This window comes from Synechococcus sp. WH 8101 (genome assembly GCF_004209775.1).
In the GTDB taxonomy this organism is placed as follows: Bacteria; Cyanobacteriota; Cyanobacteriia; order PCC-6307; family Cyanobiaceae; genus Synechococcus_C.
Genome location: NZ_CP035914.1, coordinates 780,257 through 803,646, shown reverse-complemented (window position 1 = coordinate 803,646; position 23,390 = coordinate 780,257). Strand labels below are relative to the sequence as shown.

Genomic DNA, 23,390 nt, shown 5'->3' with positions numbered 1-23,390 from the left:
AGGGTTCTGACACGCTGCTATCACCTGATTGGGTGATGGCAACACCTGTAGGCCTTCTTAGGCTGAGGTCCAGGACAGCTCACCGATCGGTATGGATCCCCTCAACGAAGCGCAGGGTGCTCAGGGAGGAGGCGAAACGGCCAGTTCTGCCGCCGCTGAGGCCCATGGCAGCACTGCTTCCAGCGAGGCGCAGGGGGAAACGGGCAGCCATGCACCAAGCGACATAGCAACGCCCAAGAACTCAAGCGGCCAAACCCTGAAGGGGCGGATCAAACGCCTGCTGGGGCTCGAGAATCTTCATCACGGATCAGGGGAGACCTATGAGGCAGTCGAGGAGCCAAGCAAGAGCCAGTCAGCAAGGCAGACCTCCATTGCAGGCGAGAGCCTGGTTCCTTTGCATGGAGACGCAACCATGCCTACCCGAACCGGCAACAACGACAGCGTGCTTGAAAACAGCACGCCCCCCCCTGAACCAGAGCAATCCGGCAATACACGACAAAATTTAGTCGCAGCAACCTTTGATGACGAGAGAGAGACGTCTGAACAAATAGCCGCAGATCACGAATCGGACGTGCGACCAGTCACGGATAGCACGCCAGAAGCTCATCAGCTCACAAGCCCCAACCAGGAGCATGTCACAGATCACGCTAGCGCGATAAAGCAAGATCACTCTGACGGAGTTGCACCGACAAACTCAGGTTCTTCTCAGCCCATTTCTGATGCAGATGAATCCGCATCTCTGAAAGAAGATTCCTCCAAAGCTGGACAGCTCCTCACAGGCACCTCCTCGCCTGATGGGCCTGTCTCCATCCAAGACTTCTCCATCGATGGCCTTCCTGGGACGTTCACGCCAGGCCAAACCGTCAACATCCCAGGCGTCGGATCCTTTTCGCTCGATGCACAAGGCGCTTACTCCTTCACTCCAGTTCAGAACTGGAATGGTGCAGTCCCTCCCATTCATTACACCGTCACCGACGGCTCTTCCACTGATCAATCCACACTCTCCCTCAACGTCAATCCCGTTGATGATCCTTTCTCGGATGCAGATGAATGCGCATCTCTGAAAGAAGATTCCTCCATCGCTGGACAGCTCCTCACTGGCACCTCCTCACCTGATGGGCCTGTCTCCATCCAAGACTTCTCCATCGATGGCCTCCCTGGAACGTTCACGCCAGGGCAAACCGTCAATATCCCAGGCATCGGATCCTTCTCGCTCGATGCCCAAGGCGCTTACTCCTTCACTCCAGATCAGAACTGGAACGGTGCAGTTCCTCCCATTCACTACACCGTCACTGACGGCTCTTCCACCGATCAATCCACACTCTCGCTCAACGTCGCATCGATTAACGACAAACCAGTATTCAGCTCCACACTGGTCTATCCAGCAATCGAAGGTGGCGCGATTCGCAGTGGTCAACTAACGGTCACTGATCCAGATGATCCTCAAGCATCTCTGATCATTTCAGCCATATCACCTCATAATCTCCCGGCAGGCTTTGTCATCAATCCCGACGGCTCCTGGTCCTTCGATCCAAGCAACTCCGCTTACAACCATCTCCAAGAAGGCAAAAATCAAGACATCCTCGTCAACCTCCAGGTCACCGATCCACACGGCAGCTCCTCTCAACAGCAGCTCACCATCCATCTCACTGGCACCAACGATGGGCCCACGCTTCAATCCATCACCGATGCCAAAGCAAAAGAAGATGGTCCCCAAATCCAAGGTCAACTAACCGCAACAGATCCTGATACTGGCGATCAACTCGCCTTCTCTCTCGCCAGCGGACAATCGCTTCCAGCAGGCTTTGTCATCAATCCCGACGGCTCCTGGTCCTTCGATCCAAGCAACTCCGCTTACAACCATCTCCAGCAAGGCCAAAACCAAGACATCCTCGTCAACCTCCAGGTCACCGATCCACACGGCAGCTCCTCGCAACAGCAGCTCACCATCCATCTCACTGGCACCAACGATGGACCCACGCTGAATTCAATCAACGCCCAAAGCGTCAATGAAGGGGATCCTCAAATCAAAGGACAACTAACCGCAACAGATCCTGATACTGGCGATCAACTCGCCTTCTCTCTCGCCAGCGGACAATCGCTTCCAGCAGGCTTTGTCATCAATCCCGACGGCTCCTGGTCCTTCGATCCAAGCAACTCCGCTTACAACCATCTCCAAGAAGGCAAAAATCAAGACATCCTCGTCAACCTCCAGGTCACCGATCCACACGGCAGCTCCTCTCAACAGCAGCTCACCATCCATCTCACTGGCACCAACGATGGGCCCACGCTTCAATCCATCACCGATGCCAAAGCAAAAGAAGATGGTCCCCAAGTCCAAGGTCAACTAACCGCAACAGATCCTGATACTGGCGATCAACTCGCCTTCTCTCTCGCCAGCGGACAATCGCTTCCAGCAGGCTTTGTCATCCATCCCGACGGCTCCTGGTCCTTCGATCCAAGCAACTCCGCTTACAACCATCTCCAAGAAGGCAAAAATCAAGACATCCTCGTCAACCTCCAGGTCACCGATCCACACGGCAGCTCCTCTCAACAGCAGCTCACCATCCATCTCACTGGCACCAACGATGGGCCCACGCTTCAATCCATCACCGATGCCAAAGCAAAAGAAGATGGTCCCCAAGTCCAAGGTCAACTAACCGCAACAGATCCTGATACTGGCGATCAACTCGCCTTCTCTCTCGCCAGCGGACAATCGCTTCCAGCAGGCTTTGTCATCAATCCCGACGGCTCCTGGTCCTTCGATCCAAGCAACTCCGCTTACAACCATCTCCAAGAAGGCAAAAATCAAGACATCCTCGTCAACCTCCAGGTCACCGATCCACACGGCAGCTCCTCTCAACAGCAGCTCACCATCCATCTCACTGGCACCAACGATGGGCCCACGCTTCAATCCATCACCGATGCCAAAGCAAAAGAAGATGGTCCCCAAGTCCAAGGTCAACTAACCGCAACAGATCCTGATACTGGCGATCAACTCGCCTTCTCTCTCGCCAGCGGGCAATCGCTTCCGGCAGGCTTTGTCATCAATACCGACGGCTCCTGGTCCTTCGATCCAAGCAACTCCGCTTACAACCATCTCCAGCAAGGCCAAAACCAAGACATCCTCGTCAACCTCCAGGTCACCGATCCACACGGCAGCTCCTCGCAACAGCAGCTCACCATCCATCTCACTGGCACCAACGATGGACCCACGCTGAATTCAATCAACGCCCAAAGCGTCAATGAAGGGGATCCTCAAATCAAAGGACAACTAACCGCAACAGATCCTGATACTGGCGATCAACTCGCCTTCTCTCTCGCCAGCGGACAATCGCTTCCAGCAGGCTTTGTCATCCATCCCGACGGCTCCTGGTCCTTCGATCCAAGCAACTCCGCTTACAACCATCTCCAAGAAGGCAAAAATCAAGACATCCTCGTCAACCTCCAGGTCACCGATCCACACGGCAGCTCCTCTCAACAGCAGCTCACCATCCATCTCACTGGCACCAACGATGGGCCCACGCTTCAATCCATCACCGATGCCAAAGCAAAAGAAGATGGTCCCCAAGTCCAAGGTCAACTAACCGCAACAGATCCTGATACTGGCGATCAACTCGCCTTCTCTCTCGCCAGCGGACAATCGCTTCCAGCAGGCTTTGTCATCAATCCCGACGGCTCCTGGTCCTTCGATCCAAGCAACTCCGCTTACAACCATCTCCAAGAAGGCAAAAATCAAGACATCCTCGTCAACCTCCAGGTCACCGATCCACACGGCAGCTCCTCTCAACAGCAGCTCACCATCCATCTCACTGGCACCAACGATGGGCCCACGCTTCAATCCATCACCGATGCCAAAGCAAAAGAAGATGGTCCCCAAGTCCAAGGTCAACTAACCGCAACAGATCCTGATACTGGCGATCAACTCGCCTTCTCTCTCGCCAGCGGGCAATCGCTTCCGGCAGGCTTTGTCATCAATACCGACGGCTCCTGGTCCTTCGATCCAAGCAACTCCGCTTACAACCATCTCCAAGAAGGCAAAAATCAAGACATCCTCGTCAACCTCCAGGTCACCGATCCACACGGCAGCTCCTCTCAACAGCAGCTCACCATCCATCTCACTGGCACCAACGATGGGCCCACGCTTCAATCCATCACCGATGCCAAAGCAAAAGAAGATGGTCCCCAAGTCCAAGGTCAACTAACCGCAACAGATCCTGATACTGGCGATCAACTCGCCTTCTCTCTCGCCAGCGGACAATCGCTTCCAGCAGGCTTTGTCATCAATCCCGACGGCTCCTGGTCCTTCGATCCAAGCAACTCCGCTTACAACCATCTCCAAGAAGGCAAAAATCAAGACATCCTCGTCAACCTCCAGGTCACCGATCCACACGGCAGCTCCTCTCAACAGCAGCTCACCATCCATCTCACTGGCACCAACGATGGGCCCACGCTTCAATCCATCACCGATGCCAAAGCAAAAGAAGATGGTCCCCAAGTCCAAGGTCAACTAACCGCAACAGATCCTGATACTGGCGATCAACTCGCCTTCTCTCTCGCCAGCGGACAATCGCTTCCAGCAGGCTTTGTCATCAATCCCGACGGCTCCTGGTCCTTCGATCCAAGCAACTCCGCTTACAACCATCTCCAAGAAGGCAAAAATCAAGACATCCTCGTCAACCTCCAGGTCACCGATCCACACGGCAGCTCCTCTCAACAGCAGCTCACCATCCATCTCACTGGCACCAACGATGGGCCCACGCTTCAATCCATCACCGATGCCAAAGCAAAAGAAGATGGTCCCCAAGTCCAAGGTCAACTAACCGCAACAGATCCTGATACTGGCGATCAACTCGCCTTCTCTCTCGCCAGCGGGCAATCGCTTCCGGCAGGCTTTGTCATCAATACCGACGGCTCCTGGTCCTTCGATCCAAGCAACTCCGCTTACAACCATCTCCAAGAAGGCAAAAATCAAGACATCCTCGTCAACCTCCAGGTAACCGATCCACACGGCAGCTCCTCGCAACAGCAGCTCACCATCCATCTCACTGGCACCAACGATGGGCCCACGCTGAATGCAATCACAAGAGGGGTGATCAAAGAACTGGAAGGACAAGGCCAGGAGAATCAAGAACAAACAAGCGGCTTAAGTGGAAATCTGCAAGGCCAAGACATCGATGACAACGAGCAGTCAGCACTCGTCTACGGAATCCAAGGGAGCCAGAGCGGCAGCTACGACCACAATGGTGCCCACTTTGACCTGATGAAGACGGGGAGCTACGGAACCGCCTATCTCAACAGCAAAACGGGTGCCTATGAGTACGTACCCGAGCATGCAAAGGTGGAATCACTCCATCACGGCGAGCATCAGCATGACAACTTCCGAATGACCGTCACTGACGGGCATCGGCACTCTGTGACCCACCACGATTGGCTCATTAATCTCAATGGTGGGGCGGACAAACCTGTCTTTACCGATGGGCCCCAACAAACTGCAATCGAGGATCTCAGCAGGAGTGTCAGCGGAAAACTGAATGTTGTGGATGCCGATAAGAACGAAAGCCTATTCGTCGACGAAACGATTCAAGGCAACCACGGCACTCTGGTAATAAGGCCCGACGGAACTTGGACCTATCAACTGAAGAGTGGAAGCAGTGATCCTCAAGTCAATGCTTTGAACCCTACGGACAAGCTTGCAGAGCAGATCACTGTGCACAGCAAGGATGGAACCAGCCATCAGTTCACGGTCCTCATTCAGGGCAGCAATGATGCACCGACACTGCATGTTTCACCAGCAATTCAAACAGTCAGCGAAGACAGCAACAATGGCCTGAGTGGCCATATCCAAGGCCAGGATGTTGACCATCAAGCTGTGCTCCATTACGAGCTGGTTGACCAGAATGGTCATCCCTGCGCTGCACCAGTTGGCTTCCACTTCAACAGTCAGACCGGCGATTGGAGCTTTGTCCCAACGGATTCCACCTACCAGAGCCTGAACCACGGAGAGCACAAGGATCTCAACATCTACGTGATGGCAGTGGATGAGCGCCAGGCCACATCGCCCATCCAACATCTGAGCCTGCGCGTGACAGGGGAGAACGACATCCCAACGGCCCAGAATAGGGATCTTCAAGCGGTTAATGAGGATCAGAGAGTAACGATTTCCGAAACCGAACTTCTCAAACAGTTGGGGATCACAGACGTCGACCAGCGTACTCGCCTCCACATCACGGATCTGACCAGTTCAACAACGGGATGCCGGATCACCCCACTTGGCAACGGTCAATACCAAATTCATCTGCCACGCAACTGGAACAGCGACGAGCATCAAGGTAATGGCATTGCCTTAGCACTCAATGTGGATGATGGAACCAAGACAACACCATTCCAGGCCTCAATGCATGTGAACGCGGTCAACGACAGACCGACAGCCTCGAGTTTCAGCTTCAATGCAATCTACGAAGACAAATCACTGAAGTTCACCGAGAACGATTTACTTAGCAATAGCAGAGCTCACGACGTCGACCAACCAGATCTTGGGCATTTGAGCATCGTGCCAGGCAGCGTGATGCTGACCGACCCAGCATTAGGGAGCCTGGGTTTTGACCAGGCAACTCAAGCCTGGATATTCCAACCTGCAGCAAATTGGAACAGTCAAGACCATGCCGGCCAAAAAGTTCAGATTCAATTCAAAGTGCAGGACCCCTCTGGGGAGACAGTGACCAAGACGGCGTCAGTAGAAGTGAAGAGTGTACAAGACGTAGCGACTATTACAGACAAAGCAAAAGACCACACGGTTACTGAAGTCAATCAAGGAACTGCCAGCAGCTGCAGCGGCCAACTGCAGGTGTCGGATGTTGACAAGGGCGAAGATCACTTCAGGGGCCAGTCAACGATATTGTCGGCTAATCATTATGGCATTGCACACATTGACGGCACTGGCAAGTGGGTTTATGAGCTCGATAGTGCGAATCCAGCTGTCAATCAGTTAGCGGCCGGGCAACAACTGACTGACACCTTCGAGGTGCACTCGGCAGATGGCACCACCCACACAGTGACCATCCAAATCAGGGGAACCGACGATCTTCCTGTCGTTGATCCCATCGCAGATCTGATCACGAATGAAGATGGGGGCCCCCAATCCGGTCATTTCCTCGCAACTGACGTCGATCTAGGTGAAAACCCAACATTCAGCCTCGATCCGAATAATCCTCCGATTCCAGGCCTAACAGTTCAACCTGATGGGAGCTGGAGTTTTGATCCATCGCAATATGGTTACCTTGACACAGGAGAAACCGTCGATCAGAAAGTGATTCTGCTAGTGAGCGATGGCAATCACAACCCAGTCAAGGTTGAATACCACATCCAGGTTGAGGGTCGCAACGATGCACCTACCGTGCAAACCGTGACCAAACCCTTGGTCATCGGGCAAGAGGATGGAGGAAGTCATGACCCCAACACCTGGATTCACGGCAGTGGTACGGGAAGCGGAAGTCTTCACTTCAGCAATCAAGATTTACTGAGCCACATCCAGGCTCAAGATCCCGACACAGCTGATCAATCAAATTTGCATGTGATCGATGCAAAGCTCAACTGGCCTGGCCACACCGCCGCAGATCTTCAACATGCTGGGCATCTAATCCAGGACGGGAAGGGCAACTACGAGTTTGTACCCGCACATAACTTCAGTGGAACAATTCAGATCCAATTTTTAGTTACGGATGGCAAAGAGAAGGTGGCCAGCACAGTCAATCTTCAGGTTGACCCCGTCAACGATGCCCCCCATGCGATTAATCATTGGCTAGGAAGCACAGGCAAAGGCGGATTTGACTTTACGGCCAAGGATCTGATCGCAGGCAGTAACGATGTGGATAGCCCAAACTCCTTGATAGCGTTGGTTGGAATGCCCACAGTGCCAACAAATCAAGGCTCGATCAAAGACCTAGGCAATGGTCATTACCATTTCGAACCGAATCCAAACTATCAGACTATTGGCCATATCAATATCCACTATCAACTGACGGATGGTCAAGATGCAGGCAACACGGCCATCGCTTCGTTCCACTTTGATCCAAGCTTACCGAGCGGACTCAGCCCAGCAGCGCTGATTCAAGATCTTCAGCATCAGGATGCCTACGAAGACCTTGATCCAAGCCAGATCAACCCGAATCTTCCTGCTTCAGGAGAGGGAAGTGGTCAACTGCAGGCCTTGGATGCAAACACACATCAAATGATTGGATTCAAAGCAGGGACGACCACCATTCCAAATGTGGGTGACTTCAAGATTGACTCCAATGGCCACTGGACTTTCACGCCAGACTACGCAAAGTTACAACATCTCAATGCAGGGAGCAGCGAGCATCATTGGATCACGTTAGAAACCACTGATGGCACTCGTTTTCAGCAAAAACTCACGATCCATGGCCTGGATGATCCAGGTCAACTACAACTCGGGGCCGTGAAGAACGTGACGGAAGATGATCCTGATGCGACACATCGCCAGTGCAGTGGCCAGGTAATCCTTCAGGACGTGGATGACGGGCAGCATAGCTTTAACGGAGAAAATGGGTTGATGGGGCAATATGGCGTGCTTAAATTGCAGCCAGATGGCCACTATCAGTATGAACTATTCACGCACAATCAGAAGCTTGATGCACTTGACCAAGGCCAAGTTGTTCAAGAGACATTTACTTTGCACGAACGCGATGGCAGTGTTATTCAACAAAAGCTAGTCATCAATGTCACTGGCACCAACGACGCACCAGTCATCACCGGTGTGAGCTCTGCCACCGTTGACATGAGCCAGAGTCATCCCCTCGCCAATGGCAATGTAAATGCCTTTGATCCTGACGCTCAGGATCAACTGAGTTATGCACTAGGAGCCCTGGATCCCAGTCTTTTTCCGCATGGCTTGGCAGGCTTCCAGATTGATCAGACTGGCCAATGGAGCTTTGACCCCAGTCAATGCCAACTGCCGCCTCTGCCGCCTGGTCAATCACAAACACTCCAAATCCCGATCGTGGTCAGCGACCAACATGGAGGGTCTACAACGGGTCATATCCAGATTCAACTCACCGGGAACACACAGAATCACCCACCCACAGTCAGCGTCACACAAGTCAATCTCATCCCTCAAAATCTCTTCACAGAGGACAAAGATGTCGTGCTAAATGTAACTGACTTACTGAATCGAGCTGGCGCCACAGATCTAGACAACGACAAGCTTGGAATCGTAGAACTGAAACTCAATAATACCAATCTGGGCCACTTTACAGATGACGGGAAAGGGCACATCACCTTTCATCCTAATGCAAATGTCAATACAGACGGAGGCACATTCAGCTTCAGTTACCGCGTGACCGATGGACAAGAAAAATCAGATCTAGTCACAGTCACCGCCAGGCTCGATGCAGTCAATGACAATCCGATTATCAATGCTCAAACTGGTGGGCTAGGAGAAACAAAGGAAGAGATCAATAAAACATTTACCGCTTCAGACCTCCTGAAGATGTGTAGCGATGTAGATATCGCCACCAATCACGACCAACTGTCCGTTGTGGGCACACCAACTGTTGATCCCACTGAAGGAAGCATTACTGAGCAACCACCGAACAGCGGAACTTATCTTTTCATACCAGCAGCAAACTTCAATGGGCAGGCTCATATCAAGTTCACAGTTTCAGACTCTCAAGGTGCGCAGGTATCAGGAAGCACCTTCATCAAAGTGACTGCGGCTCCAGATAAGGCTGTGATTACGCTGGATCGCCCCACCAATCCACACGTCACGGAAGACGATGGATCAACGCCAAGCTTGCAGGGGCATCTAAACATTCACGACGATGATGGAGCAAGCGAGGAGCACTTCCAAGCCAGCAACAACATCCAAGGGAAATACGGCTATCTAACTCTCACGCGAGATGGAGATTGGACCTATGTCCTCCAGAAAAATGGCCAAAGTACAGTGCAAGGTCTTGCCCAGAACGAGCAGCTCACAGAAACCATCACCGTCAAGAGCAAAGATGGCACCGGCTATGACCTGCATATTCAAATCCTGGGTTCCAATGATCAAGCAAATATCATCGGAGCTGCGAGCGCAACACTCGATACCCAAACCAGATTACAAACGAGCGGAACCGTTTCCGTTCAAGATCGCGACAAGAGTGAAGCAGGCCATACCCAAACGGAGGCTGGATCTTCAGCCAAGGGCTATGGCATGTTCAGCGTGGATGGCGACGGAAATTGGAGTTACCAGCTCATCCCAGGTGACCCGCGGATCGCTGCCTTACCAGACGGCAAAACTGTAACTGACAGCTTCGTGCTTCATTCCGTTGACGGCAGTGCTCAACGCACGATCACGGTAACAATTGTTGGCCAAAACGACGGGCCAGTGATTGACCAAGCACACATCAGCGGTTTCCCAGTACTTCCAGGCCATGAAGATCAAACTCGTATAATTACATCTCAAGAACTACTGGCTGGGATCACCGATCCTGATGGAGACAGTCTCTCTATCACCTCCATCAGTGTTGACCCTTCCCAGGCTGGATCCATAAGCGCCGATCCACAGCACCCTGGGCAGTATCTCTTCAAGCCAGCTGCAGATTTCAACGGCTCTGTTCAGTTCCATTACACCGTGGAGGATGGCCATGGCGGCAGCGTGCAACAAACCGCCTCAATGCTCGTCACTCCAGACAATGATGCTCCGGTCTTCAGCAGTGGGAGCAACGCGTTCGCGGGAAGTGTCGATGAAGATGGCACGGCCAGCACCCTAACAACCCAAGGCCTGGTCACTGCAACTGATGTTGATCAAGATACGCTCAGTTTTAATCTCGTCAACGGTCATGATCTTGGTGGCGGTATAAGCGAACTTGTTCTCGCCGAAGGCATCTTTCATCTGAATCGCAACACCGGCGAATGGTCGTTCGAATTAAACAATGCCAATCCCAAGGTGTCGACTCTTAAAGATGGAGACTTACTTCCAATTAGCGCCATGATTGAAGTAAGTGATGGCCAGGCCAAGAGTCAACCGCATGCATTGAATGTGACCGTACATGGCCACACCGATGGACCCAGCGTTGGTGCTCAACCCCCTGCCGTGATCGTCGGTGAACAAGGAAGCGGTTATCAGAGCAGCAGTGTTCAGAATCTGAATCTTCAAGCGGGAGATCTACCAATCACGGATCTGGCCCTTGCCCTGCCTGCTCAGTTTGGGAACCAACCGATCGCGGGAATCCCCCACTGGCGGGTTGATCAGGGAACGGGAGATCTCATTGGCAGTTTCGACGAGAATGGCACGTCGGTGGATGCCGTTCGGCTCCATCTCATGCCCCACGGTGCCATTCAGGCCCACAGCAGCGGTGTGGTTCAAGTGCAGATCAACCTGCTGCATGATCTCAATCACCAGGGCAATCTTGACCTTCAAGGGTTTGAAGTTCAGGCCGGTGATGGTCAAGGCCATCAGGTTGCCACGACGTTCGGATTCAACGTTGCCGATGGAACTGCCAGCATCACAGGCGTTCCGCTCTTTGCCGGACAGGCCAATCCGGCACCGGGAATGCATCAAGGAGCCTTCGAAGTGGACGGCGCTGATGTGATGGGCGGTTCCTTGCTGCTCTCGATCGACGGCCACGCCCAACACAACGCCTTCATCGGAACTGACACCAATGGGGATGGACTCCTTGATCAATTCCAGGAATCCACCCCATGGGGCACCCTGGAAGCCTCGATCGATCCCCAGACTGGAAAGGGCAGCTGGTCTTTCCAGGAAGGTCCTGCCTATGACCCACAACACCCACCCCAGATTCAACTGGGTTTTGAGGATCACGATGGCAGCCAAGGAGGATTCATTCCACTGGATGTGACAGGGGTCAACCTGACATCGAGTGCTTTATCAACTGGCAATCCAGCACCTCCTCCGGCGCCACCAGTGCCGGGCAGCGTTCTGCATGACGAGCCTGTAAGCGGTGACGATCTTTACGCTGCTGTCATGGCATTTCAGAGTGGAGCGATCGGCGATCCTGATCAAGGCATCGAGCCTCTGCACGGCGCCAACCCAGACCATTCCTCTTCTGGGGATCCGCAAGAGGTGCCTGTTGTGGAAGCAGTCGATGTCTTCCTCGATCCCCAGGAGAATGGCAACAGCCATGCCAATGGCAACAGCCACGGACCATCCACAGCATCTGATCACCATGACCCCCTCGACATGGAGGGCAAGGATCACGATGGTCAAGGAGACGCCCCCCTCTCCCCTCCATCTGCAGAGGATGGCAGCGCAGGAGATTCGCTGATCCCCACTCCGGAGCATCATGATCCAGTGCTCGATCACAGCCTGCTGGGCTCTTGATCGAATGCAAAGTTGATGCTTGCTTCCTTCAGTCTTTCAGCTCAGGCCATCCTGCTCATCACCGAGCGGGATGGTGAACGCTGCGCCGGTCCGGTGCTGATGGCCGGGTTTGTGGTGGGCTTTGGGGTGATCGAACTCTCCACCAATGTGCTCAGCCAAACCAGCCGCTTCAGTTTGGAGTTGCTGGTTCTTCTGGTTTTTCAGCTGATCGGGCCCATTCTTGTGAGCGTGCTGGCCATGGCCCTGTTGCTGCCCCGCTGGCTGGAGCGCGTGGTTCAGCAGGGGCAGAAGGCCTGGCGTCAATCCGTGCCAGCAGCAGGGTTGGTGGGACTCTTGCTGATGCTGCTGTTTTTCGTGGCTGCCATCGTTGGCGGCGTGCTCGTCACACCGCGAGCTGATCTGCTCCGCGAGACAACGGAGTTACTCTCTGGGATCAGGTTTCGTGATCTGCTGCGCACCCTGGTGCGCAGCGGTGTATTCCTGAGCTGCATCTGCGCCTGGTGTCAGTGGCGGGCGTTGACCGCGCTCAGAAGCGGTCGCAGCGAGGCACTGATTGTCAGCAATCTCCTGGTGGAAGGGCTGATGCTGGCCCTCGCTCTCAAACTGGTTTGGGTGTTGGTGTTCAACACCCTGGCCCAATGACGCTTGAGGATGAACTCGATCGAACCCTCCCACCCCCGCGAACGCTGGCTGTTTCTGGGATCCGGTGCCTTGTTACTGGTTGCCGTGATCTTCGGGCTCGCCCGTGAGCAGCGCTGGGGCACCCGTTTCGTCAACGTCTATCTCCTGGCGAGCGACATCAGTGGTCTGCACTCCGGTGAAGAGGTGCGCATCTCCGGTTTTCCCGTGGGTCAAGTGGGTGGATTAGAGCTCAAGCCTGATGCGCGCGTGCGGGTGCAATTACGGATTGAGCAGAGCAAAGCCCGACTGATCGGCCCCAACAGCAACGCAAGGCTCGCCCAAGAGGGCCTCGTTGGAGATCGCTTCATCGACATCAGCCCCGATCCTCAACGCGTTATCGATGCGCAGGCTCTTGATGGCAAAACCATCGCCTACACCGAGCCCCTCAACCTCACCGATGCCCTCGAAGACCTCGCGGTCACGCAGCAGCAACTCCAGGCCACCTTGCGCAACACCACATCGCTGACTGCCAAGAACGGCGATATCAACACCACGCTCGCTGATCTGCGCAACACCCTGAAAAACACCAACACACTCACCGCCACGATCGAACGTGAGGCTGCTGCCACTGCACCGGTGGTGCGTGACTCCCTCGACAACGTGAGCACCGAGATCAGCCAGGTGAGCCAGGAGGCGCGTGTGGCAGAAAAGGAAGCTCAGAGATTGCTGAAAGAGTCGCGCCCCCTGATCAACAGCACCCTCAATGACGTGCGTGAGTTGGCCAAAACCAGCCGCCAACTGCTCAACAGCGTGCTGGGGGTGCTTGGTCCGTGGCTGGAACCCGCCGACGGTCGCAACAGCGCCACCCCCGCAGCAGACAGCAACGCTCAGCATCCCTAGGATCAAATGGAGACGATCCTTTGTGAATGCGCAGCTTCTTGCCTCGCACCAGCACCGGCCTGCTCGCCGCCACGGCAGTGATCAGCACAACCCTGGCAGGCCTCCCGGTCTCCGCCCAGAACAAGGGCATCACGTATCCCAAAGCCGGGGTGGTGTGCGACCAGGTGGGTCAAACCTGCTACGACAGTGACGGCCCATCAATCGCGATCACCAAGATTTACTTCGGTCAGTTCGCGGCGGATCGTCTCAGACAGAACCGCCGTGGTTCCACCAACAACGACTTCCGCCTCAGCTCAGGGCAAGCCTGCAGCATCCAAAAGCGCACCTGCTGGGATGACGGCTGGAGCGAAAAGAATGTGGCGCGAGGTCTCACCAAGCAACTCTTCGGGACAAGCAACAGCAACAACAACTCCCGCCAGGTGAGCACCGATGACGGCCAGTGCAAGCTCAAGCAGGGCAACAAAACCCTCTACGACGGCAGCTGTGACCTCAAGCAGGTGAGCCGTGGTGAGCGCAACCGTTTCGTGATCACGCTGGGCAATGGCAACAAGTATGTGTTCCGCAGCAGCGATGGCAACAACTACACGATCAGCGATTCTTTTGGTGGGTCATGGCCGGTGCGCTTTGAGGACCACGGCCCCAAAGGAGTGTTCCGTTTCGCCGATTACAAACTGATCGCCACCCAGAGCGGCAACACCAGCGAACCCAGCAGCAGCAACAGCAACGAAGCCCTGGGGGCAGCCGTGAACAACCTGCTCAACAACCTGTTCAAGTAAGTGCGTTGAGCTCCAGGCCATCGGCCATCACCACGCCGTGCTGCTCAAAACTGCGCAGCACGCGCAGCTGAAATTCCCGTTCGGTCACCCACTGTTCACCCGCACGGGTGATCAACAACACCTCCAGCTGGGTGCCGAGCGGGGTGATCCGGCGCACACCGCGCAGGATCGGCTGGGAGAGCAAGCGCTCTCCCCAGTTTGGATCAGCGACAAAACGCTCGATCTCGTTGCCGATCAGGCCGATCGCCTGATCGATCGAACTCTGGCGATGGGAGATCAACAGCTTGATCAAGCTGCCAGACCGCAGTTTGGTGTGGTTCCGCAATTGGCGGATGGCGCTGTTCTCCAGAGTGTCAACCCGCTGATCGAGGCAGCGCATGTCGGTGCTGAACAAACCCACGTCGATCACCTCCCCCTCCACGCCATCGATCTCCACCCAGTCGCCGATGGCGTAGCGATCCTCCAGCAACACCAACATGCCGGCGACGAAATCGCGCAGCAGGCTCTGAAACACAAAGGCCAGGGCACCGAGCAGAGCGCCCCCAGCCACCAGGATCGAGGTGGAGGCGGAGCGCACACCAGGAATGTCGACCACGACCCAGACCCCCACCACCAACACACAGGCCACATCCACCAGGCGATGGCTCACCCGCAGCAGGCTGCGGTAGCGCTGGTCGCGCCGGGCCCGCTCCTGCTCCATCACGTCGACATTGTCGGCCCATTGGTGCAGCAGGAAGGTGCAGAGCGCCCGGCCGAGCAGGCCCAACACCGTCACCACGCCCACCTTGAGGATCGCGAAGCTGGGCTGCAGCAGCAGCTCGATTCCCAGGGGCACGCGCCCGGGCAGCGCCATCACGCCTAAGCCCACCATCACCACCAGGAGAAAGAGCACCAGCACCATCAGCACCCGGGTGATCGTGTGCAGCAGATGCAGGCGCAGTTCGAGCCGGCGATTGCGAACCCCCTGCTGACGCTGATGCTGGAGCAGACAACGGCGCCGCCGGATCCAGGCCCAGCACCAGATCAGCCCGGCCAGAACGCCAAACAGGAGCAGCTCCACCACCAGGGTGAGACGCCAACGCTGCAGGAGACGTTCCGGCGTGAGGATGCGACGGGCATGGTTGATCCGTCGTTCCAACAGGATTTTCCAGCGCCGGGCCAGTTCCTCGCTGCTGACGCCGTTGATTTCGGCATCGGCCCGGGTCACCGTCATCAGGGGAATCTGGCGCTGTCGATCAGGAAGCTGGGCCTCGAGGATCTGATTGCCAGCGGCATCGGTCTGAATGCTGATCGTGAGCGGGTCATGGCTGAGCGTCACACCATCCCCAGGCCCTGACGTGCAGACCTTGGCCTGCTGCCCCAGCAGGCTCTCCAGCATCCATTCGCTCAGCCGCTCGCTCTGGCTGCAGAGGCGATTGGGGTCGTATAGCAGGCGAAGGTTGCCTTCAATCACCGAGGCGCGCCGCTTGGCACCAAGGGCGTCACCATCCCGCAACACCGGGCTGGCGACCGTGAGGGCGGGCACGCCCAAGATGCGCACCTTGGCCAATTCGTAGCTGCCCGCTTCCAGCACTTCGGAGCGGGAGCGAGGCGACGCCGCAGCCGGTTCAGTGATGCGGCCGGCATCGATCAAGGGGAAGCCGGTGTTAGCCCTCGCGCGATGCGGTGAGGTGAGGATGACCAGAGCAACCGCAGCCAGGAGGAGCAGCAGTCTTCTCAGCAACAGCGACACCGCAGACAAAGGGAGACGATCGCACTTTGCTGGCAATCGCCTCGAGCGTCAGCCCATGAACGCTGGGTCTCAATTCAGAAGCTCAGGTCGAGCACGCTGTAGCCACGTGGGGCGCGAGGTTGCCCCTGCTGCAGGCCGGGATCAGCGGGAGAGACGACACCGCTGCCCAGATGGGCACGACTGTTGCTGAAGTAGGCCTGCTCCGCTTCGATGCTGGGGTCGAGAGACACTTCACTGCTGGCGGTGAGCACTACCGGCTCCATGGCAAAAGCCTGGGGGGCCACGGCAGCAAGCAGAAGGGATGCGCCAACAAAAACAAGAGAGAAACGGATCATGGCCAGGGTGTGAGGAGGGCCTACCTCCGGATTAGCCACGGCCAGAAAAAAATGGCAAGGTTGATGCCGCAGATTGGCGTCGTAAGGCCGTCCACACCTGCCGATCCTGCACCGCTGTGAGAGGCCCCAACGATGCCACCTGAATGCTGGCTTGAAACAGCTGCCGGTCGTGCCCAGAGCAGCTCACCCGGCAATCGCCCATCACCTGCTGCAAACAGTCACGCCAGTGCTCGAAGTTGGAGCTTTGAACGACGGGACAAAAGGCACTCAACGCAGGTTGGCTCATGACGGAGAGATCCCAACCAACCAGCGCTGCAGCAGGGGCAGGCTAATCCCGATCACATTCGAAACAAATCGCTCAATCTCGGAGGGGCTGAGCGGTGCGAACTGGACGCGGGTGGTGATGGTGGCGAGGCGTTCCGCCGGCGGATATCCATGGATATCCAGAGCTGGACACTCCCCCCGCACAGGCAAGCACCGCATCACAGCTCAACACCGCATTGATCAAGCCATGCCCCGCAAAGCTGCATAGCATTCAGATCACCCCGTCCACCCCAATCCTGCTGCCATGAGCTCTCCCCCTCCACTGATCACCTGTACGCCAGGGGTGCGCAGCGGAAAAGCCTGTATAGCCGAAACGCGGATCACCGTTTCTGATGTACTCGAGTATCTCGCCAGCGGCATGAGCCAGGAGGATATCTTGGCAGACTTTCCCGATCTGCAACCGGAGCACATTCAGGCTGTGCTGCGCTACGCCGCCGAGCGGGAGAAGCATCTCAGCGAGCTCACCGTGGCTTAAGCGATGCTGTGAAGAGTCGCTTCTTGCTGGATGAAAATCTGAGCCCGCGACTTGCCTCTGCCCTGGAGGATGTATTCCCTGGCAGCGTGCATGTTCGGGATGTACAGCTGAAGGGCAAGAGCGATCAGCAGATCTGGTTGTTTGCGGCCAACAAGGGCTACACAATCGTTACCAAAGACGATGACTTTCGTGGGATGAGCCTGCTGCGGGATGCGCCTCCCTAGGTGATCTGGCTGGTGGTTGGAAACACAAGCACCGCAGAGATCCTGCGGATCCTGCTTGCTCATGCCACCGCGATCGAAGCCTTCGTCAGCGACCCCGTCACCTCTCTGCTCACACACCGCAAGCCGTGACCATGGCAAGGAGCCAACACCGCAGCAACGGCAGGCTCAGACCAATCACGTTGGAGTAACACCCATCGATCCGCTCCACGACGGCACCTCCACGGCCCTCCAAGGCAAAGCCGCCCGCGCATTGCAGCGGTTCACCGGTGGCGACGTAGGCAGCGATCTCCTGATCGCTGAGGTTGGCGAACAAGACCCGGGTGGTGACACAGGAGAGCTGATCAGCCAGCGAGACACCCATCAGGCAATGGCCAGTATGGAGGTCGCCCCAGCGGCCACGCATGCGCTGCCAACGGGCCATCGCCTCGTCGGCATCGGCAGGCTTCCCAAACACCTCCCCCTCAAAGGCGAGCACCGAATCACAGCCCAACACCGCCGTGATCGAAGCGTCGGTGCAGGCATCGCGCACCGCCTCAGCCTTGGCTTTCGCCAGCAACTGCACCAGCTGGGCTGGATCGGCGTGATGGATCGCGTCTTCATCGACGCCACTCACCTGCACCCGATGGGGGATCGCCGCCTGCTCAAGCAGACGCCGGCGGGCTGGAGACGCGGAGGCAAGCAGGAGCACGGGCCAGCGTGGATTGAGAAGCGTTGATTGAGGGCAGTCTGACGGGACCGCTGCAGAGAGCTCGGGATCCGAGAATGGATTTCAGCGACTCCTGGCCGTGATCACCACCTCCTCCTCCCTGCTCAGCCAGCGCGCGCTGCAACGGGCTCGGCAAGCGATGGCCTGTTTGCCCTTCACACGGGAGTTTTATCAGGTCCTCGAAGAGGAGGCACTCAGCAGCACAGGGCTGGTGGCCCGGCCGGACTGGGGGGAACTCTGCTGCCAGCCCTTAGCAGCCAGCCGCATCGAGGACGATTTCATCTGGTTGATCCAGCTGGGGGTGCTGCGCCGGGAAGTGGATGGCCAGGGGCTCACCGAACGGGTTCGGCTCACACCGATGGGGCGCGAGTGCCTGAGTTGCTGGACCGGGGCCATCCCCAGGGCGTCGCTACCGCAACGGCTGCATCACTGGCTGAGGCGCTATCGACCGAGGCTGTGATGATGGCGAGTAGCATCTTTATGCTACTAGTCGAGAGTGATGGGAACAGAAGTCACCTTGCGGCAGGCCGGCGGATCGTTAAGTGCCACGATCCCAGCGGAGATGGCGCGCCGCTTTCATCTGTCTCCCGGTGACCGGATTCAGGCGATCGAAACGGAACAAGGAATTTTGCTGTCGCCCTTCGATCCCGCCGTGGAGGAGGCCCTAGCACTCGCCAGCGCAGCAGCACGACAATTCCAGCCCGCCCTACGAGAGCTGGCCCGTTGAGCAACACAGCGGAACCTCGCTGGGTCCCCAGCGTTGCCGTTGAGGCCATCCACCGGCAACAAACCCTCGAGCACGGAGGGCTCCAGGGTCTCAGAAACCAGACCGCCCTGGATTCCGCACTCGCCAGACCGCAGCAGCGCTGGAGCGACAGGGAACTGCACACCATCCCGCAACTGGCAGCGGCCTACGCGGAGGCGATCGTGCGGGCACACCCGTTCAGTGACGGGAACAAACGCAGCGGCTTCCTCGTCGCCGTGGTGTTTCTCGGTCTGAACGGGTTCAGCTTTCAGGCCAGCAATGAGAGCGTGGTGTTGATGATTCAGCGATTGGCAGCTGGTGAGCTGCCCTGGGAAGAGCTTGAGGCGTGGTTTGCAGGCAACAGCGTGGTCGCACCATGACTGTCCCTCCCCCCCTGATGGTTCTGGGCACCAGCAGCGGTGCCGGCAAGTCGTTGATGACGACCGCGCTCTGCCGGGTGCTGCGGCGCCGTGGTGAAACGCCCCTGCCCTTCAAGGGGCAGAACATGAGCAACAACGCCTGGGTGGATCAGGCCGGCGGCGAGATGGCCTACTCCCAGGCCCTGCAGGCCTGGGCGGCGGGGCTGGAACCCCAGTGCGCCATGAACCCGGTGCTGCTCAAGCCCCAGGGCGACAGCACCAGCGAGGTGATCCACCTGGGCCAATCGGTGGGCAGCTGCCGCGCCGAGCACTACTACCGCGACTGGTTCCGTCCCGGCTGGGCGGCGATCCGCAGCGGCTTAAGCGAGCTGCAGGCGGCGCACCCTGGCGGGCGACTGGTGCTGGAGGGGGCCGGCAGCCCGGTTGAGGTGAACCTGCAACCGCGCGACCTCACCAACCTGCGCCTGGCCCAATACCTACGCGCCCGCTGCATCCTGGTGGCCGACATTGAACGCGGCGGTGTGTTCGCCCAGCTGGTGGGCACCCTGGCGCTGCTGCGGCCGGTGGAGCGTCCGCTGATCCGGGGCCTTTTGATCAATCGCTTCCGCGGCCGGCGCGAACTCTTCGATGAAGGTCGCCGCTGGCTGGAAGCCAACACCGGCATTCCGGTGCTGGGGGTGATGCCCTGGCTCGATGAGCTGTTCCCGCCAGAAGACTCGCTTGATCTGTTGGAGCGCCGGGGCCGCAAACGCGGCGCCGAACTGGAGATCGCGGTGCTCAAGCTGCCCTCCCTCAGCAACTTCTCCGATCTCGATCCGCTCGAAGCCGAACCAAGCGTGCAGTTGCGCTGGGTAGCCCCCGGCGAGGAGCTGGGGAACCCCGATGCCGTGGTGGTGCCTGGCAGCAAGCAGACCCTGCGCGACTTGGAAGCCCTGCGGAGCAGCGGCTTGGGCAAGCATGTGCACACCTACGCGGCAGCAGGAGGTGCGGTGTTTGGGATCTGCGGAGGCATGCAGCTGCTCGGCCGGGAGCTCCTCGATCCGCAGGGGCTGGAGGGTGGCAACAACGGGGCGGGCAGCGCGCCAGGACTCAACCTGCTGCCCCTGCGCACCGTGTTTGGCGGCAGCAAAGCACTGCGCCAGCGCAGCAGCACGGCGCTCTGGCCCACGCACAGCGACACCACCTCAGCTGCCGAGGGCATCCAACTGGAAGGCTTCGAGCTGCACCGCGGCAGCACCACCGCCCTGGAACCCTGCCAAACGCTGTGCGCTGAAGCGGAGCTGGGCTGGGTGCGGGGCTCAGTGGCAGGCACCTATCTGCACGGTGTATTTGAGAGCGGCCCCTGGCGCCGGCGTTGGCTCAACCAGCTGCGGACGCGCAAAGGGTTGCCATGGCTGAGCGAACAGCAACCCCACCACAGCCGTCAGCGCGAAGCCCTGCTTGATCGCCTCGCCGATGCCTTCGAGCAACACGTGAACCTGGAGCCGTTGCTGAAGCCATGAACGAGGTGTTGATCCAGTGGCCCAATGGGCAGCAGAGCCGCTGCAGGCCCGGAACGGATTGGCTGCAGGCGGCTCGCGAGGCCGGCGTCTCGATCCCCACGGGCTGTCTGGGCGGTAGCTGCGGCGCCTGCGAACTCGACGTGAATGGCACCACCATCCGCGCCTGCATCGCCACCGTTCCTGCGTCAGCATCAGGTCGCCTCACGGTGGAGCTGGCCACCGATCCCTACTGGTGACGCAGACCTCCACCACCCATTCCCTGCTGCTGGGCAGCCTGCGCGCCCTGGGCGCCGGGGCCGCCGGCGGCGCCCTCGCGGCCCTGGTGGTGATGGTCACCCTGCAACTTCAGGGCTGGATCTGGGGCCGTGCCGTCTTGCAGGGATTGCCGAGTGCGCAGGGCCTGAGCTGGTGTCTGCTCTGGGGCGGGGGCATCGGTCTGCTGATCGCCCTCCTGCAACGACGACGGGCCGGTAGCCGTCTGCCGGAGATGCATGAAACTCTCAGCGAACTGCGCCATCCCGAAGGCCTGCAGACCCGCCATGGCAGCAGGCAATTGCTTGGCGGCGCCCTCGCCCTGATCGGTGGTGGCAGCCTCGGACCGGAGGCGTTGATGACGCGTCTCGTGGCTGTCGCCAGCCATAGCATCTGGCGCGGCGCCGATCGGGATCTGATCGCTGCCGCCATGGCCGGCAGTCTTGGCTTGTTTCGCTCACCGTTGCTGGGTGGGGCCGCCCTGGCCGGGCGCCGCTGGCAGCTGCTCTGGCGCTGGCTTCCCGCCACCCTCGGCGGGATGGCCGGCTTTGTGGTGTTTGATGGCCTCAGCGATCTGGGCGGTGGGCTGCACGGCGTGCCCTACGACTGGCCGACCGATCAGGAGCAACGGCTCAGCGCCCTGGCCGCCGCGCTGCTCGCCGGGCTGGTGGGTGGCGTCTGCGGCCTGCTCCTGAAGCGCTGGCGCGGTTGGTTGCAGCGGCTCAATCTTGTGGAGCGCTGCTGGTGGTGTCCTGTGATCACCGGGCTGGTGCTGGGGGTCTGTCTGTGGGCCCTGCCTCTCGCCCCCTTCTCCGGGGAGGAACAACTTCGACCGCTGGTGCTGGGCCACTGGCAACTCGGCCCCTCGCTGCTGGTGGCCTCCGGCCTGGTGAAACTGCTGCTGGTGGGAGGCTGCCTGGAAACCGGTTGGCGTGGCGGCCAGTTCTTTCCGGTGATCCTGGCCAGCAGTGCGATCGGCATGGGCCTGCACCAGCTGCTGCCTGCAATCGGCGGCCTGGAGAGCTGGTGTTCCGGCGCCGTGGGGGGCAGCCTGGGCAGCCTGCTCGCCTCACCCCTGTTGGGATTGATCCTGGGGCTCACGCTGCTGCAGGGTCATGGCGCCGGCGCTCTGGTGATCGGTCTGCTGGTGGGAACGATGCTGCAGACCAAGCGCTGATGGGGTGGCTCGCGGGGCTGATCGCCGCCCTGGCCTGGACCTTGGCCAGCAGTCTGTGGCGCGGCCTGGCCACCTCCCTCACCGCCCTGCAGCTGAATGGACTCAAAAACGGCATCGCCTGCCTGCTGCTGCTGCCCGTGCTGCTGACCCTGCCCTGGATGCAGCAGCCCGCAGGCTTGGTGTTGCTGCTGCTTAGCGGCGGGGTGGGCATCGCCCTCGGCGACAGCTTCTACCTCGCTGCCCTGCGCCGTCTCGGCACCCGCCGCACCCTCACGGTGGAATCCCTGGCACCGATCGCTGCCGCCATCGGCGGGGTGGTGGGCCTGGGTGAGCAACTGCCCCATCAGGCCTGGATCGGCGCCGCCCTGGTGACGGTGTCAGTGCTGGTGGTGGCGCGTCAGGGCCCACCTGATGCGACGGTGCCGCGCGATCAATCGGCGACGAGCCAGCGCCTGGGCTTGATCTGCGCTGTGCTGGCGGTGCTCTGCGGCGTCAGCGGCGCCGCCCTCTCACGCAGCGTGCTGACCCAGAGCGATCTGACCCCATTGCAGAGTGCTGCGACCCGCCTGTTGGGTGGATTGGTGCTGCTGCTGCCCTGGCTGCGCTTCAACACCCCCTTCGCCAGGCCACGCCCCCGCCGCGCCCGCTGGCCCAGGGTGCTGCTGGCGACGCTGCTGGGCACCAACTTAGGCATCCTGCTGCAACAGGTGGTGCTGCAACGGCTGCCGCTGGGCCTTGGGGTGACCCTCTTGAGCACTGCTCCGGTGATGGCCCTGCTGGTGGCAGGGGCCGAGGGCGACCACCCCAGGCTGGGCGGTGTGCTCGCCTCCCTGCTGGCTGTCTCTGGGGTTGCCCTCGCCGTTCTCAGCTGAACCCTTTACGGTCAGTCCATCGTCGA

At 58.4% G+C, this 23,390-nt stretch carries 16 protein-coding genes; 13 read left to right on the top strand and 3 right to left on the bottom strand.

The window, feature by feature from the left end; all coding sequences use genetic code 11:
* Positions 1-91 precede the first annotated feature (91 nt).
* Genes SynWH8101_RS03995 through SynWH8101_RS03980 form a run of 4 tightly spaced genes read left to right on the top strand, consistent with a single transcriptional unit; the run spans position 92 to position 14,640 of the window.
* A complete protein-coding gene (locus SynWH8101_RS03995; RefSeq protein ID WP_130128662.1) occupies positions 92-12,343 on the top strand; it encodes a VCBS domain-containing protein in 12,252 nt (4,083 codons plus the stop codon).
* A 15-nt stretch (positions 12,344-12,358) separates the two neighbouring features.
* Positions 12,359-12,985 (top strand): hypothetical protein, encoded by a 627-nt coding sequence (locus SynWH8101_RS03990; RefSeq protein ID WP_254428039.1) that lies wholly within the window; start codon positions 12,359-12,361, stop codon positions 12,983-12,985.
* Between the two features lie 9 nt (positions 12,986-12,994).
* Positions 12,995-13,864 carry an MlaD family protein gene (locus SynWH8101_RS03985; protein WP_130128661.1) on the top strand — a complete coding sequence of 290 codons (870 nt, stop codon included), beginning with the start codon at positions 12,995-12,997 and terminating at the stop codon, positions 13,862-13,864.
* Between the two features lie 26 nt (positions 13,865-13,890).
* Positions 13,891-14,640 carry a YcgJ family protein gene (locus SynWH8101_RS03980; RefSeq protein ID WP_130128660.1) on the top strand — a complete coding sequence of 250 codons (750 nt, stop codon included), beginning with the start codon at positions 13,891-13,893 and terminating at the stop codon, positions 14,638-14,640.
* Here the strand turns inward: SynWH8101_RS03980 and SynWH8101_RS03975 are convergent.
* Positions 14,633-16,372: a mechanosensitive ion channel family protein gene (locus SynWH8101_RS03975; RefSeq protein ID WP_130128659.1), complete on the bottom strand. Its 1,740-nt coding sequence runs from the start codon at positions 16,370-16,372 to the stop codon at positions 14,633-14,635. The genes SynWH8101_RS03980 and SynWH8101_RS03975 overlap by 8 nt on opposite strands.
* A 74-nt stretch (positions 16,373-16,446) precedes the next feature.
* The gene (locus SynWH8101_RS03970; RefSeq protein ID WP_130128658.1) at positions 16,447-16,656 is read right to left on the bottom strand and encodes a hypothetical protein; all 210 of its coding nucleotides are present in this window, start codon (positions 16,654-16,656) and stop codon (positions 16,447-16,449) included.
* Positions 16,657-17,275: 619 nt separating this feature from the next.
* On the opposite strand from SynWH8101_RS03970, the gene SynWH8101_RS03960 reads away from it, so the two are divergent.
* Both SynWH8101_RS03960 and SynWH8101_RS14590 read left to right on the top strand, forming a co-directional pair.
* Positions 17,276-17,506: a DUF433 domain-containing protein gene (locus tag SynWH8101_RS03960; protein WP_130128657.1), complete on the top strand. Its 231-nt coding sequence runs from the start codon at positions 17,276-17,278 to the stop codon at positions 17,504-17,506.
* 8 nt (positions 17,507-17,514) lie between these two features.
* Positions 17,515-17,730 carry a DUF5615 family PIN-like protein gene (locus SynWH8101_RS14590; protein WP_165380914.1) on the top strand — a complete coding sequence of 72 codons (216 nt, stop codon included), beginning with the start codon at positions 17,515-17,517 and terminating at the stop codon, positions 17,728-17,730.
* Positions 17,731-17,839: 109 nt separating this feature from the next.
* Here SynWH8101_RS14590 and SynWH8101_RS03950 read toward each other — a convergent pair whose 3' ends face one another.
* On the bottom strand, positions 17,840-18,418 hold the full coding sequence (locus SynWH8101_RS03950) for a nucleoside triphosphate pyrophosphatase (protein WP_130128655.1): 579 nt from the start codon (positions 18,416-18,418) through the stop codon (positions 17,840-17,842).
* Positions 18,419-18,515: 97 nt separating this feature from the next.
* Between SynWH8101_RS03950 and SynWH8101_RS03945 the strand changes: the two genes are divergently transcribed.
* Genes SynWH8101_RS03945 through SynWH8101_RS03915 form a run of 7 tightly spaced genes read left to right on the top strand, consistent with a single transcriptional unit; the run spans position 18,516 to position 23,364 of the window.
* Positions 18,516-18,896 (top strand): Npun_F0494 family protein, encoded by a 381-nt coding sequence (locus tag SynWH8101_RS03945; protein ID WP_130128654.1) that lies wholly within the window; start codon positions 18,516-18,518, stop codon positions 18,894-18,896.
* A gap of 39 nt (positions 18,897-18,935) precedes the next feature.
* Complete coding sequence (locus SynWH8101_RS03940) at positions 18,936-19,163, top strand: AbrB/MazE/SpoVT family DNA-binding domain-containing protein (protein ID WP_130128653.1); 228 nt, start codon at positions 18,936-18,938, stop codon at positions 19,161-19,163.
* Positions 19,160-19,561 carry a type II toxin-antitoxin system death-on-curing family toxin gene (locus tag SynWH8101_RS03935; RefSeq protein ID WP_130128652.1) on the top strand — a complete coding sequence of 134 codons (402 nt, stop codon included), beginning with the start codon at positions 19,160-19,162 and terminating at the stop codon, positions 19,559-19,561. Before SynWH8101_RS03940 ends, SynWH8101_RS03935 begins: the two co-directional genes overlap by 4 nt.
* Positions 19,558-21,063 carry a cobyric acid synthase gene (locus tag SynWH8101_RS03930; protein ID WP_130128651.1) on the top strand — a complete coding sequence of 502 codons (1,506 nt, stop codon included), beginning with the start codon at positions 19,558-19,560 and terminating at the stop codon, positions 21,061-21,063. The genes SynWH8101_RS03935 and SynWH8101_RS03930 overlap by 4 nt, the downstream gene beginning before the upstream one ends.
* Positions 21,060-21,299, top strand: coding sequence for a 2Fe-2S iron-sulfur cluster-binding protein (locus tag SynWH8101_RS03925; RefSeq protein ID WP_130128650.1), 240 nt, complete (start codon positions 21,060-21,062; stop codon positions 21,297-21,299). Before SynWH8101_RS03930 ends, SynWH8101_RS03925 begins: the two co-directional genes overlap by 4 nt.
* Positions 21,296-22,492, top strand: a complete 1,197-nt coding sequence (locus SynWH8101_RS03920; protein ID WP_130128649.1) for a chloride channel protein — start codon at positions 21,296-21,298, stop codon at positions 22,490-22,492. The genes SynWH8101_RS03925 and SynWH8101_RS03920 overlap by 4 nt, the downstream gene beginning before the upstream one ends.
* Positions 22,492-23,364: an EamA family transporter gene (locus SynWH8101_RS03915; RefSeq protein WP_130128648.1), complete on the top strand. Its 873-nt coding sequence runs from the start codon at positions 22,492-22,494 to the stop codon at positions 23,362-23,364. Before SynWH8101_RS03920 ends, SynWH8101_RS03915 begins: the two co-directional genes overlap by 1 nt.
* Positions 23,365-23,390 lie beyond the last annotated feature (26 nt).